This window comes from Kitasatospora paranensis, from assembly GCF_039544005.1.
In the GTDB taxonomy this organism is placed as follows: Bacteria; Actinomycetota; Actinomycetes; order Streptomycetales; family Streptomycetaceae; genus Kitasatospora; species Kitasatospora paranensis.
This window is the reverse complement of sequence record NZ_BAABKV010000001.1, coordinates 4,051,568-4,065,619: the sequence shown is the minus strand read 5'-3', so window position 1 is coordinate 4,065,619 and position 14,052 is coordinate 4,051,568. Positions and strand designations below refer to the sequence as shown.

Here is a 14,052-nt window from a genome sequence, read left to right as displayed (position 1 = left end):
CGGCCCCCGGCCCCCGGCCCCCGGACTACGGGTGGTAGAGCTCGCTGATCTTGGTGATGTGGCCTGCGGCGTCCACCGTGATGTCGTAGTTGCCGCCGAAGCAGGAGTACGGCTCGGGGACGGGCTGCTGGTGGGCGCAGGCGCCCGCGTGCGTCGCGAACTGGGCGAGGGTGACGCTCTTCGGGCCCATGCCCTCGGTCATCACGAAGAGTTCGGCGCCGGCGCCGGCCGCGAAGGTGTAGGAGACGGCGGCACCGGTCGGCTGGTAGTAGCCGTCGTCGTCGACGGTCGGCCCGCAGACGAAGCGGGTCGGGGTGGCCGTGACCTGGGTCGCGGTGGCGGCGGAGACGTTGATGACCTTGTGGCCGGCCTTCTGGGCGGCGGCGGTGCAGTCGGCGGTCGGCGTGGCCTTCCCGCTCGGCTTGGCGCCGGCGCTGCGGCTCGCGGTGGGCTTCGTGGTGCTCTTGCCGGTGGGCGTGGCGCCGGCCGTGCCGGCGCCGGTCGGCCGGGCCCCGGTGGACGTCGAGGCCGTGGCGGCGGTGGAGGCGTTCGCGGCCGGAGCGTCGGCGCTCGTGCCGGTCGGGTCGCAGGCGGTGAGCGCGAGCGTGGTCGTGGCGAGCAGCGCGCTGACGGCGAGCAGGCGGTGTGCGGACATGGTGTGGTCCCCCCGGGACATCGGTGGTGCGATCTGGTGCTTCGCGGGCGCCGAGGCGGCGGACGCCACCCGCTGCGCGGTGCGGCGGACACGCGATGCGCCGGGCTGTGCGCACCGTGTGCACTACCGGTGTACCGCCGTGCGGCAGGGCGTGGGGGCTCCCGTAGCAGGCCTGTGACACCGCACGCGGAGCCGTTACGCAGGCGGCCGGGCCGTGACCGGGCCGGGTGTGGGCGCTCGGGCCCGGGCTCGTTCACCTCCCCGTCTCCCGGAAGTTTCCCGTCGTACGTCGAACGTCAGTCCAGGGTTGTCCGCCGCCTGTCACGCTCCCGTCCACAGCCTGTGGACAGGTGGAGAGGGGTGGGACGGGTGGAGACACCGACGGCGGTGGCGGCAGGCGGGGTCCTGGCGCTCTTCGGCGGCGCGTTGCTGCTCTGGTGCGCCGCCGAGTTGCGCCTTCGCCACCACCTGCGCCGGTTCGGGATACCCGCGACCGCCCGCGTGGTGGCGGACGGCGACCCGTACGGGGAGCCCTACGGGGACACCTTCGGCGAGCTGGACAGTGCGCCGCTGCTCTCCTACATCCCTGCGCCGGCCGTCGAGCTGGTGCCCGTGCATTCCCCGGCCGCCTGTGACATGCGTTCCGGGCGGGTCGAGCCGGTCCTGGCGCGCCCGCGCGGATCGACCCCGCTGCGGCGCCCGTCGCGCCTGGTGCCCGGCACGGTCGTCCAGGTCATGTACGACGCCCGACGTCCCAGCCGGGTCGTCCTCGCCGGTACCGAGCTGCTGCCCACCCTGCTGAGCGACGTCTTCTGGGCCCTGCTGGGCACCACGGCCCTGGCCGGCGGCCTGACCCTGCTGACAGCGGTCCTGTCCGACTGATCACCCGCGGGCCGGTGGGCCCCGGATCTCCCGAGCTCCGACACTCGCCATCGGCCGCCCGCACCGTCGCATCCTCACCCGCCACCGCCCACCCCCCGCCGCCCCGCACGACCGTTCGTGTGTCGGCCGTGACCCGCCCGGATCAGGCCGCCGAGGGCCTTGTCGACCCCCTCCGCGGGGCGCGCGGGCGTGTCGTCGGGTTACCGTTCGAGTGGCGGCGGTCGGCCTCTCCGGTGAAAAAGCTGGATCCGTCCGTTTGACAAGGGTGGCCAGGGTACGGTCACACTCCGCTGGGGGAACGTCGCGCAGCGGCGGCCTCCGACGGCGGATGCCGGGTGGAGTGCCTCCCCCGCTGCCCGTGCCGCCAGCAGACGTAACGACCGGGAGAGAAGAGCGAAGGTGTCCCCGAGCAGCGAGACCGCGCACGGCAAGCGACTCGTCATTGTCGAGTCGCCGGCCAAGGCGAAGACGATCAAGGGCTACCTGGGCCCCGGCTACATCGTCGAGGCCAGCGTCGGGCACATCCGCGACCTGCCCGGCACCGCCGCCGAGGTACCCGACGAGTACACCGGTGAGGTCCGCCGGCTGGGTGTCGACGTCGACCACGACTTCGCACCGATCTACGTGGTGAACGCCGACAAGAAGTCGCAGGTCACCAAGTTGAAGTCGCTCCTCAAGGAGTCCGACGAACTCTTCCTCGCCACCGATGAGGACCGCGAGGGCGAGGCCATCGCCTGGCACCTGCAGCAGGTGCTGAAGCCGAAGGTCCCGGTGCACCGGATGGTGTTCCACGAGATCACCAAGGACGCCATCCAGGAGGCCGTCCGCAACCCGCGCGACCTGAACCAGCGCCTGGTCGACGCCCAGGAGACCCGCCGCATCCTCGACCGCCTCTACGGCTACGAGGTCTCGCCGGTCCTGTGGAAGAAGGTCATGCCGAAGCTCTCGGCGGGCCGGGTGCAGTCCGTGGCGACCCGCCTGGTGGTGGAGCGCGAGCGCGAGCGGATGGCGTTCACCAGCGCCCACTACTGGGACTTGATCGGCACCTTCTCGACCGGCCGCACCGCGGCCGACGCGGCCAACCCGGAGAACTTCGGCGCCCGGCTGGTCTCCGTCGACGGCAAGCGGGTCGCCACCGGCCGCGACTTCGGTCCGGACGGCCGGCTGCGCGACACCGGCATGGCCGCGAACACGGTCCACCTCGACGAGCAGGCCGCCCGCGCGCTGGCCGCGGCGCTGGAGCAGACGTCGTTCGCCGTCCGCAGCGTCGAGTCCAAGCCGTACCGCCGTTCGCCGTACGCGCCGTTCCGCACCACCACGCTCCAGCAGGAGGCCAGCCGCAAGCTGGGCTTCGGTGCGAAGCGGACGATGCAGGTGGCCCAGAAGCTGTACGAGAACGGCTTCATCACCTATATGCGTACGGACTCCACCACGCTGTCGGAGACCGCGGTGACGGCCGCCCGTGCCCAGGTCACCCAGCTGTACGGGGCCGACTACCTGCCGGACGCGCCGCGCGTCTACGCCTCCAAGGTGAAGAACGCCCAGGAGGCGCACGAGGCGATCCGTCCCTCGGGCGACCGCTTCCGCACCCCGGCCGAGACCGGCCTGGCGGGCGACGACTTCCGGCTGTACGAGCTCATCTGGATGCGCACCGTCGCCTCCCAGATGAAGGACGCGGTCGGCCAGTCGGTGACGGTCAGGGTCGGCGGCCGGGCCGCCGACAACCGGGACACCGAGTTCTCCGCCTCCGGCAAGATCATCACCTTCCACGGCTTCCTCAAGGCCTACGTCGAGGGCGCGGACGACCCCAACGCCGAGCTCGACGACCGCGAGCGCCGCCTTCCGCAGGTGGCCCAGGGCGACCCGCTGGCCGCCGACCGGCTCTCCGCCGAGGGCCACTCCACCAAGCCCCCGGCGCGCTACACCGAGGCCTCGCTGGTCAAGGAGCTGGAGGAGCGGGAGATCGGCCGCCCGTCCACCTACGCGTCGATCATCGACACGATCATCGCGCGCAAGTACGTCTTCAAGAAGGGCACCGCGCTCGTCCCGTCCTTCCTGTCCTTCGCCGTGGTCAACCTGCTGGAGAAGCACTTCGGCCGGCTCGTCGACTACGACTTCACCGCGAAGATGGAGGACGACCTCGACCGGATCGCGGCCGGCCAGGCCGAGTCCGTGCCGTGGCTCAAGCGCTTCTACTTCGGCGAGGGCGGGGGCGCGGCCGTCGCGGGCAGCGCCGCCGAGGCCGGCAACGGCGACGGCGACCACCTCGGCGGCCTCAAGGAGCTCGTCACCGACCTCGGCGCCATCGACGCGCGGGAGATCAGCTCCTTCCCGCTGAGCGACGAGATCACCCTGCGGGTGGGCCGCTACGGCCCGTACGTGGAGAAGGCCTCCGCCGTCGAGGGCGAGCCCGGCCAGCGCGCCGACGTGCCCGACGAGATGCCGCCGGACGAGCTCACCGTCGAGCTCGCCGAGGAGCTCCTCGCCAAGCCCAGCGGCGAGATCGTGCTCGGCACCGACCCGCAGAGCGGCCACCCGCTGATCGCCAAGGACGGCCGGTACGGCCCGTACGTCACCGAGGTGCTGCCCGAGGGCACCCCGAAGACCGGCAAGAACGCGGTCAAGCCGCGGACGGCCTCGCTCTTCCAGTCGATGGCGCTGGACACCGTCACGCTGGAGGACGCGCTGCGCCTGCTCTCGCTGCCGCGGGTGGTCGGCACCGACCCCGAGGGCAACGAGATCACCGCGCAGAACGGCCGCTACGGCCCGTACCTCAAGCGCGGCACCGACTCGCGGTCGCTGACCGCCGAGGACCAGCTGTTCACCATCACCCTGGACGAGGCGCTGGCGATCTACGCCCAGCCCAAGCAGCGCGGCCGGGCGGCCGCCGCCGCCCCGCTCAAGGAGCTGGGCACCGACCCGGTCAGTGAGAAGCCGGTCGTGGTGAAGGACGGCCGCTTCGGCGCCTACGTCACCGACGGCGAGACCAACGCGACGCTCCGCAAGGACGACGACGTCGAGACCCTCACCCCGGAGCGCGCCTACGAGCTGCTCGCCGAGAAGCGCGCCCGCGGACCGGTGAAGAAGACGGCGAAGAAGGCGCCCGCGAAGAAGGCCGCGGCGAAGAAGACGGTGGCCAAGAAGACCGTCGCCAAGAAGACGGCCGCGGCGAAGACGGCCGCCAAGACCACCACGACGGCGACGAAGACCGCCGCCGCGAAGAAGACCACGGTGAAGAAGACCGTGGCCAAGAAGGCCGCGGCCTCCTCCGACGAGGGCTGAGCCGGACACGTTCCGACGGGGCCGCACCCACCGGGTGCGGCCCCGCCGTGCGTCACAACCGTGTCATGGAGGCGCCCGGAAGGGCCGCTCCCCTTGGGCCGCAACGCCCGACCGCTACGCTGACCGTATGACGAGTGAGGAGCAGCCCACCGGTACCAGCCCCGCACCGCCCGACCGGCCGGAACCGGCCCCCGCGGGCACGCCCGGCGAACGGGCGCGGGCCCTGCTCCGCCTCCGGCCCTACCGGCGGTTGTGGACGGCCCAGCTGACCGGTGGCACCGCCGACCGCCTGGCCCTGCTGGTCCTCGTGCCGCTGACGGTGGTCGCCGCCGTGATCGGCGGCCAGTTCGGGCACGGCTACCGGTCGCTCGCCTTCGCCGTGGCCGCGGTCTTCGCCGCCCGGCTGCTGTCCACCGTGCTGTTCGGCGCGGCGCTGCTCGGTCCGGTGCACGCCCTGGTGGGCGGGCGCCTCGACCGGCGCTGGACGCTGATCGCCGCCGACCTGCTGCGCGCCGTGCTGATCGGGCTCGCCGGCTGGTGGACGACCTGGGCACCGGGCTCGGCCACCTGGGTGCTGCTCGGCACGGTCTTCGCGACCGGCGCCGCCGAGCGGATCTGGGCGGTCGCCAAGGCCGCCGCCGTCCCCGGCCTGCTGCCGCCGGCCGACCCGTACGCGCCCGCCGAGCGGCGGCGGCCCTCCGCCGCGAGCCTGGACGCGGTGCGCACGCTGGACCTGCGCACCGGCTGGGTCACCGTCCCGCTGGCCGCCGCGGCCCTGGTCGTGTTCACCCTGCTGAACAACGTGATCGCGGCACTCGGCTCGGACTGGCTGCGCGGCCACCAGACGACCTGTGCCGCCGCCGGCGCCGCGCTGCTCTTCGCCACCTCGGCCGTCCTGGTGTTCCTGCAGGAGCTGCCCGCCGGTGCGGCCGCCGTGCCGCGCTCGCCGCTGCAGGGCCTGCGCGCCCCGACCGACGCCACCCCCGGGCCTGCGCTGGCCAAGGGCCGCACCGGCTCCGCCCCCTACTTCACCTTCGCCGTGGCCGCCGGGTACGCCGCGATGGCGGGCGTCGCCGCCGTCGCTCTGCTGACCGCCGTCGAGCACCGGGCCGGGCCGGTCGGCTACGGCCTGGTGGTGCTCGCCGCCGCACTGGCGCCCGCCATCGGCATCCGGGCCGCCCGATCGGTGCTGCCCGGGCTCTCCCGGCGGCGGCTGCTCGCGGTCGCGCTGCTGGTGCAGGGCGTGTCGCTGATCCTGGCGGGCCTGGTGCTGGACTTCGTCCTGGTGCTGCTGCTCACCGTGCTGGCCGGCCTCGCCGCGGGCGTCACCGTCGCCGTCGGCCGTGGGCTGCTCGTCCAGGAGGTCGAGGAGATCCGGCTGGCCAAGGTCACCGAGCACCTGTACGCGGTGCTGCGGGTGGTCGTCGGTGGCGCACTGGTGGCCGTGCCGCTGATCGCAGCCGCCTACGGCGACGTCGAGCTCGGCCGGGTCGACTCCGGCAGCTTCACCTTCATCCACGGCGGCGCGGCGCTCGCCGTCTCCACCGCCGGGCTGCTCACCCTGGTGCTCGCCGCGGTGGTGCTGCTGCGCACCGACGACCGGCGGGGCGTCGCCCCGTTCGGCAGGGAGTTGGTGCAGGCCGTCCGCGGCGGTGCCGAGCCCGCCCCTCACCGGCTCACCGGGACCGGCTTCTTCATCGCCCTGGAGGGCGGTGACGGTGCCGGCAAGTCCACCCAGGCCCACGCGCTCGCCGAGTGGATCCGCTCCAAGGGCCACGAGGTGGTGCTCACCCGCGAGCCCGGCGGCAGCCCGGTCGGGCAGCGGCTGCGCGGCCTCGTCCTGGACGTCGGCAACACCGGTCTGTCGCACCGCGCCGAGGCGCTGATCTACGCCGCCGACCGTGCCGAGCACGTCGAGAACGTGATCCGGCCCGCGCTCGCCCGCGGCGCCGTGGTGATCACCGACCGCTACATGGACTCCTCGATCGCCTACCAGGGCGCGGGCCGCGACCTGGCGGCGACCGAGATCGCCCGGATCTCCCGCTGGGCCACCGGTGGCCTGGTGCCCGACCTGACGGTGGTGCTGGACGTCGACCCGTCCGCCGCCCGGGAGCGGTTCACCGAGGCCCTGGACCGGCTGGAGCAGGAGCCCACCGAGTTCCACACGCGGGTCCGGTCCGGGTTCCTGGCGCTCGCCGCCGCGGACCCGGCCCGCTACCTGGTGGTCGACGCGGGGCAGCAGCCCGAGCAGGTCACCACCGCCGTCCGGCACCGGCTCGACCGGGAGCTGCCGCTCTCCGGTCAGGAGAAGGCGGCCCAGGCCGAGCAGGAGCGCCTGTCCCGCGAGGCCGCCGAGCGCCGCGCCGCCGAGGAGGCCCGCCGCAAGGCCGAGGAGGCCGAGGCGGAGCGCAAGCGCCAGGAACTGCTGGAGCAGCTGCGCGCGGAGCAGGCCGAGAAGGACCGGCTGGCTGCCGTGGAGGCCGAGCGGGTCGCCGCGGAGGAGGCCCGCAAGGTCACCGAGGCCGCCCGGCTGCGGGCCGAGGAGGAGGCGAGGCTGCGCGCCGAGGAGGAGGCCGCCCGCCGTGCGCAGGAGGAGGCCCGGCTGCGGGCCGAGGCCGCCGAGCGGGAGCGGATGGAGGCCGAGGCGGCTGCCCAGGCAGAGGTCCGACGCCAGCTGGAGGTGCAGCGGGCCGAGCAGCGCCGCCGCGCCGAGGAGGCCCTGCAGCGTGCGGAGGAGGCCCGGCTGAAGGCCGAGGCCGCCCGGGCCGAGCAGGCGGCCGCGGCCGCCGTCGCGGTCACCGCCGAGTTGCCGCAGGTCCCCGACGAGGACCCGACCCGGGAGATTCCGGAGCGGGAGCGGCAGGCAGCCGTCCGCGCCGCGGAGCAGGCCGAGCCGCCGGTGGAGCGGACGGCCGTGCTGCCGACTGTGCCGGCGGCCGATGAGACCGCCGTCCTGCCGAAGGCCGTGCCGGACAGGTTCTCGAAGGACCCGAGCGGTCCGGCGGCCCCGAAGGCCGATGAGACGGCTGTCCTCCCGAGGGTCGAGGAGAAGCCGAGGACGTCCCCGGCCGCTCCGGCCGTCGACGAGACGGCGGTACTGCCCACCGTGGACGGTGCGGCGCCCGACGAGACCGCCGTCCTGCCCGCGGTGCCGCCGGCCGTCGGCCGGGTGTCGCCCGGGCTGTGGCGGGAGGAGCCGTCCGCCGAGACGACCCGTGAGCTGACGCCGCCGTCCCGCCCCCGTCCGTCGTGGGCGGAGGAGACCCCGATGGACGATCTGCCGAGCCTGACCGACTCGCTGCTGGGCTCCCGCGAGGAGTGGGCGCGCTGGGAGGCCGTCGACGGCGAGGACGGGGGCGACGCGTCCGGCGAGGGCGGTCAGCGCGGCTGGGGACGCAAGCGCCGCAAGGACTGACGCATGATCGTTCCCCGGGCGGGGGAACCGAACGGATGGACGGGCACCGTGGTCTGAAAGACTGCGGTGCCCGTTTCGTCACCCGCAGCCTGCCGAGGGAAGCCCGTAGCCGTGAGCGTCGCCGCACCCGCACCACCCGTCCTCGCCCCGAGGGCGGCCGTCCCGGGGGCCGCCCCCACCGGCGGCCGGCTCCAGGTCCTGGACGGGCTGCGGTTCGTCGCGGTGCTCATGGTGGTGCTCTACCACTACGTGGCGTACGGCTCGGACTGGGGACGGTCACGGGCCGAGCTCTTCCCGGTGCTGTACCGGCCGGCCGCGTACGGCTGGCTCGGGGTGCAGCTCTTCTTCCTGATCAGCGGCTTCGTGATCTGCCTGAGTTGCTGGGGGCGGTCGCTGTCGGACTTCCTGACCTCGCGGGTGGTGCGGCTGTTCCCGGCGTACTGGTTCGCCGTGCTGCTGACCACGACGGTCGTGGCGCTGATCCCCGGGGGCACCCGGCCCCGGCCGGGCCGGGACATCCTGACCAACCTCACGATGATGGAGTACCCCTTCGGGGCGCCGTACGTGGACGGCGTCTACTGGAGCCTGTGGGTGGAGGGCCGCTTCTACCTGATCTTCGCGGTGGTGGTCGCGTTCGGTCTCACCTACCGCCGGGTGCTGGCCTTCTGCCTGCTGTGGGCGGCCGCCGGGGTGCTGGCCACCGCCGCGCCGGGGAGCAGCTGCTCCAGGTGCTGGCGATGCCGGAGTACTGCTGGTACTTCATCGGCGGGCTGGCCTTCTACCTGATGCGCAGGTTCGGCCAGGACCTGCTGCTCTGGCTGCTGGTCGGGCTCACCTTCCTGCTGGGCTGCCGGGCGGCGCTGCCCACCTACCGCTTCGTCGCCCTGCAGGCCGGCCACCCGATGACGGAGTGGGGCGTGGTGGCGGCGCTCGCCGCGTTCTACCTGTTGATGGCCGGGGTGGCGCTGGACTGGTTCCGGGCCGTCGACTGGCGCTGGCTCACCACGGCCGGCGCGGTCACCTACCCGCTGTACCTGCTGCACGAGTACATCGGCTGGGAGGTGATCACGGCCGTCGGCCGGCGGGTCGACCCGCGGCTGCTGGTGGGCGCGCTGCTGGTCGTCATGGTGGGCGCGTCCTGGCTGGTGCACCGCTGGGTGGAGCGGCCGGCCGCCCGCTGGCTCAAGCCCCGGCTCGCGGCGTCCTTCGCCAAGGTCCGGGGTGTCCACCTGCCGGCCCAGCGGTCCGCCCCGGCTGCCACCGCTTCCCCGGCCGCGACCGCTTCCCCGGCCGTCACGGCGCCGTCGGGGGCGGGCCGGGCAGCCGGACCGGACCGGCCTGTCGGCCCGGCGCGTTAGGCTCGGGGCGCAGACGGTGGGCGTGGCAGGGAGTACGGCGTGAGCGTGTGGGACGACCTGGTCGGCCAGGACCGCGTGGTCGAGCAGCTGTCCGCTGCCGCCCGGGCCGCGCGCGCCGCCGTCCTGGCCGGCCGCGGCGGCGCCCCCGCCGGCGGCAACGCCTCCCTGATGACGCACGCCTGGCTGTTCACCGGCCCGCCCGGCGCCGGCCAGATCACCGCCGCCCGTTCCTTCGCCGCCGCCCTGCAGTGCACCAGCCCCGACCTGGAGCTCGGCGGCACGCCCGGCTGCGGCTTCTGCGACGGCTGCCACACCGTGCTCGCGGGCAGCCACGCCGACGTGAAGTACGTGCGCACGGACGGCCTGTCCATCGGCGTCGGCGACATGCGCGACCTGGTACTGCGCGCGTCGAGCTACCCGACCGGCGGCCGCTGGTCGGTGATCCTCATCGACGCCGCCCACCGGCTCACCGAGGCCGCCGCCAACGCCCTGCTCAAGGGCGTCGAGGAGCCGTCGCCGCGCACCGTCTGGCTGCTCTGCGCGCCGTCCGTGCAGGACGTCCTGCCGACCATCCGCTCCCGCTCCCGGCTGCTGGTGCTGCGCACCCTCCTCGGAGGCCGTCGCCGACATGCTGGTGCGCCGCGACGGCGTCGAACCGGGGCCCGCCCACCTCGCGGCGCTGGCCGGCCAGGGCGACGTCGAGCGCGCCCGCCGCCTCGCCGTCGACGAGGAGGCCCGCGCCCGCCGCGCCGACGTGCTGCGGATCCCGCTGGAGGTCGCCGACATTGGCGGCTGCCTGGCCGCGGCCCAGCGGCTGGTCGACACGGCGAAGGCCGACGCCGACGCCCTCGCCGAGACCCAGGACGCCAAGGAGACCGGCGACCTGCGGGCCGCGTACGGCGCCGCGGAGGGCAGCCGGGCCCCGCGCGGCATGGCCGGTGCGGTGAAGGACCTGGAGAAGCGCCAGAAGAGCCGGGCGACCCGCACCCGTCGGGAGACCCTGAACACCGCTCTGCTGGACCTGCTCGGCTTCTACCGGGACGTCCTCGCCCTGCAGTTCGGCTCCACCGGTCGCCTCGCCAACGAGGACCAGCGTCCCGCGCTGGACCGGGTCGCCTCGTCCGGTCCCGCCGAGTCCACCCTGCGCCGGATCGAGGCGGTGCTGGCCTGCCGGGAGGCGCTCGACCGCAACGTCGACCCGCTGCTCGCGGTCGAGGCCATGACGGTCGCGCTGCGCGCAGGCTGACGACCCGTCCGATCTGCCCCGCCCCTCTCTTCGGGCCGGGTGACCGCACGTCACCTCCTTCGTTCGAGTGAACGTCGGACGGTCCCCGTGCGGCCCCCGGGGCCCCGCCCGGCGGGTTGTGCACCCTGAGGACCGACCGCGCCGTGGTCCGGCGGCCGGTACCCTCCCGAGGTGGTGCGCCCATGCTCCGTCCGCTCCTCGCCGTTCCCCTGCTGACGGCCGCGGCCGGTCTCTGGCTGGGCCGCTCCGCGCTCGGCCAGTGGCGTGACCTGCGGGTCGCCCGCACCTACGAGCTGGTCTTCGAGCAGCGCCCCCTGCTGATCCGGTCGGTGGCCGCCGGGCTCTGCCTCGCGGGGTCCGCGGCGCTGGCCGGGGTACTCGTCCTGGGCCCCGGCGGCCCGGGCCGCGGGCACCCGGCCGACGGCGGCGGGACGGCGGGGGCCCGGGCGGCCGTCGCCGCTGCCCCGGCCGCCGCGCAGGCCCCCGCGCCCGCCGCCGCCCCGCCCGGTGCGTCGCCCTCGGCCGACGCGTCCCCGACCGGTTCGCGCCCGCTGCCGCCGGTCGTCACCGCCTTCACCGCCGTCGCCCACCCCGCCGACGGCGACCTGATGGAGGCCCAGGTCGCCGGCCCGGACGGCCACCCGCGCACCGTACGGGTCTGGCTCCCCGCGCAGTACCGGGCGGACCAGCAGGCGCGCTTCCCGGTGATCGTGCTGCACTCCGGCACCGCACGGAAGACCGCCGACGCGGAGCTGCCCGACGTCTTCGACGGGGTCGCGTCCGCCGTGGCGCTCGGCCGGTCCCGCCCGTTCGTCGTGGTCGCCCCGGAGGCCCCCACCGGCACCGAACACCCCTGCGACCTGGTCGCCGCCGCCCCGCAGGCCGTCTCCGACGACGCCGCGCTGCGGACCGCCGTCACCGCCGCCTTCCGCACCCTGCCGGCCGGGCCCGGCAACTGGGCCGTCCTCGGCATCGAATCGGGCGCGCCGTGCGCGGCCGCCGCCGGCCTCGCCCGGCCGGACCTCTACGGCGCGGCGGCCGCGGTCTCCGGCCGTTACGACGCCGCCGCCCTCGCCCAGACCGGCGCGGACGCCCCGGACACCGCCACCACCCGGCTGCTGCTCGCCGCGGCCAAGGCGGACGGTGCGGGCCTCACGGCCGCCCGCGGCCTGCAGTCCGCGCTGAAGGGCGGCAAGGGCGCCGCGGCCAGGGCGGACGTCCGGATCTCCGACATCGTGCAGGACTACACCCCCGAACGGGAACGGCTGCGGCTCGTCCGGGTCGCCGTCCAGTACCTCGCCGAGAGCCTGGCCAAGCCCAACTGACCGCCGACCGCTGTCCCCCGCCCGCGCCCGTCCCCCGCCCGATCGTGGCCGCCCGTCCCGTACCCGCCCGTCCCGTCTCCTCGCCGGGCGGCCTCACCGGTGCGGGAGGACCGGACCGTTAGGCTGGGTCCGGCCGGGGTCGCCGGGTCGCCGGGGCAGACCGCTCCGACCGCTGCGGGCCGTCCTGGGCCCGAGGGGTGCCGCCGCCTGCCGTCCGCCGTCCGCGCCGCGTCCGAGGGAGATCCACACCATGCGAGCCATCCGGCGGACCAGAACAGGCGCGCCCGTCCCGTCCAGGCGTCGAGCCGGGGGAGGAGCGGTCGCCGCCGCCCTTGCCGCGGCGCTTCTGCTGGCCGGCTGCTCCTCCGGCAGCCCGGCCGACGGCACCTCCGCCTCCGGGCCGTCCGCCGACGGCGGCGCGACCGGCTCCTCCTCCGCCACCCCGCTCCAGCCGCTGCCCCCGCAGGTCCCGACCTCGCTCAGCGCCTACTACGGCCAGAAGCTCGACTGGAAGGCCTGCGACAGCGGCTTCGAGTGCGCCGGGTTCAAGGTGCCGCTGGACTACGGCCGCCCCGAGGCGGGCGACATCACGCTGGCCGTCGCCCGCAAGACCGCCACCGGCGGCACCCGGCACCTCGGCTCCCTGCTGCTCAACCCGGGCGGGCCGGGCGGCTCCGCCGTCGAGTACCTGGAGGGGTGGCCGCCGGCTACGACCCCGGGGTGCGCGCCGCCTACGACCTGGTCGGCCTCGACCCCCGCGGCGTCGGCCGCTCCGCCCCGGTCGGCTGCCTGACCGGGCCCCGGATGGACGCCTTCACCGCCACCGACATCACCCCGGACAACCAGGCCGAGACCGACGCCCTGGTGGCGGCCGACAAGGAGTTCGCCGCGGCCTGCAAGGACCGCTCCGGCGCCGTGCTGGCCCACGTCTCCACCGTGGAGGCCGCCCGCGACATGGACGTCCTGCGCGCCCTGCTCGGCGACGACAAACTCCACTACCTGGGCAAGTCCTACGGCACCTACCTGGGTGCCACCTACGCCGGGCTGTTCCCGTCCCGGGTCGGCCGGATGGTGCTGGACGGTGCGATGGACCCGTCCCTCGACGCCCGGGCCGGCAACCGGACCCAGGCCGGCGGCTTCGAGACCGCCTGGACGGCCTTCGCCAAGGACTGCGCCGGCCGCGACGACTGCCCGCTCGGCCGCACACCGCAGCAGGTCGGCCGGGGCCTCACCGACCTCTTCGCCAAGCTCGACGCCAAGCCGCTGCCGACCACCGACGCGGGACGCCCGCTCACCGAGGCCCAGGCCACCACCGGAGTGATCGAGGCCATGTACGCCGAGTTCCTCTGGCCGCAGCTGCGCACGGCCCTGCACAGCGCCGAGGCCGGGGACGGCACCGCGCTGCTCCAGCTCTCCGACGACTACTACGAGCGGGCGGCGGACGGCAGCTACCCGAATCTGATGGCCGCCAACACCGCCGTGAACTGCCTCGACCTCCCCGCGCCCTTCGCGAACCCGGCCGAGGCCGCCGCCGCGGTCGGCGACTTCGAACAGGCCTCCCCGCACTTCGGCCGCGACATGGCCTGGATGGCGCTCGCCTGCGCCTACTGGCCGGAGCGGCCGACCGGGGCCCCGCACACCGTCCGGGCCGCCGGGGCGGCGCCGATCGTCGTCGTCGGCACCACCCGCGACCCGGCCACCCCGTACGCCTGGGCGCAGTCGCTGGCCGGTCAGCTGGAGTCGGGCCGGCTGCTCACCTACAACGGCGACGGGCACACCGCGTACGGGCGGCGCAACGCCTGCGTCGACGGGGCGGTCAACCGCTACCTGCTCGGCGGGGACGCGCCGGCGAAGGGCGCCAGCTGCGCGAAGTAAGACCCGTATCTGCC

Annotated in this window: 7 protein-coding genes and 2 pseudogenes; 8 read left to right on the top strand and 1 reads right to left on the bottom strand. The window is 75.1% G+C overall.

Going from position 1 to position 14,052, the window contains the following annotated elements; all coding sequences use genetic code 11:
* Nucleotides 1–25 precede the first annotated feature (25 nt).
* A complete protein-coding gene (locus ABEB13_RS19535; protein ID WP_345706530.1) occupies nucleotides 26–655 on the bottom strand; it encodes a hypothetical protein in 630 nt (209 codons plus the stop codon).
* 369 nt (nucleotides 656–1,024) lie between these two features.
* Here ABEB13_RS19535 and ABEB13_RS19530 point away from each other — a divergent pair, with 369 nt between their 5' ends.
* The 8 genes and pseudogenes from ABEB13_RS19530 to ABEB13_RS19495 all read left to right on the top strand — a co-directional run bounded on the left by ABEB13_RS19530 (nucleotide 1,025) and on the right by ABEB13_RS19495 (nucleotide 14,038).
* Complete coding sequence (locus tag ABEB13_RS19530) at nucleotides 1,025–1,537, top strand: hypothetical protein (RefSeq protein WP_345706529.1); 513 nt, start codon at nucleotides 1,025–1,027, stop codon at nucleotides 1,535–1,537.
* Nucleotides 1,538–1,936: 399 nt separating this feature from the next.
* Nucleotides 1,937–4,819: a type I DNA topoisomerase gene (gene topA / locus ABEB13_RS19525; RefSeq protein ID WP_345706528.1), complete on the top strand. Its 2,883-nt coding sequence runs from the start codon at nucleotides 1,937–1,939 to the stop codon at nucleotides 4,817–4,819.
* Between the two features lie 127 nt (nucleotides 4,820–4,946).
* A complete protein-coding gene (gene tmk, locus ABEB13_RS19520; RefSeq protein ID WP_345706527.1) occupies nucleotides 4,947–8,234 on the top strand; it encodes a dTMP kinase in 3,288 nt (1,095 codons plus the stop codon).
* A gap of 111 nt (nucleotides 8,235–8,345) precedes the next feature.
* The gene (locus ABEB13_RS19515; protein WP_345706526.1) at nucleotides 8,346–9,020 is read left to right on the top strand and encodes an acyltransferase family protein; all 675 of its coding nucleotides are present in this window, start codon (nucleotides 8,346–8,348) and stop codon (nucleotides 9,018–9,020) included.
* A complete protein-coding gene (locus ABEB13_RS19510; RefSeq protein ID WP_345706525.1) occupies nucleotides 8,972–9,592 on the top strand; it encodes an acyltransferase family protein in 621 nt (206 codons plus the stop codon). The genes ABEB13_RS19515 and ABEB13_RS19510 overlap by 49 nt, the downstream gene beginning before the upstream one ends.
* A 39-nt stretch (nucleotides 9,593–9,631) precedes the next feature.
* Nucleotides 9,632–10,838: pseudogene (locus ABEB13_RS19505) on the top strand (DNA polymerase III subunit delta').
* A 182-nt stretch (nucleotides 10,839–11,020) separates the two neighbouring features.
* On the top strand, nucleotides 11,021–12,163 hold the full coding sequence (locus tag ABEB13_RS19500; RefSeq protein ID WP_345706524.1) for an alpha/beta hydrolase: 1,143 nt from the start codon (nucleotides 11,021–11,023) through the stop codon (nucleotides 12,161–12,163).
* A gap of 250 nt (nucleotides 12,164–12,413) precedes the next feature.
* Nucleotides 12,414–14,038, top strand: a pseudogene (locus ABEB13_RS19495) (alpha/beta hydrolase).
* Nucleotides 14,039–14,052 lie beyond the last annotated feature (14 nt).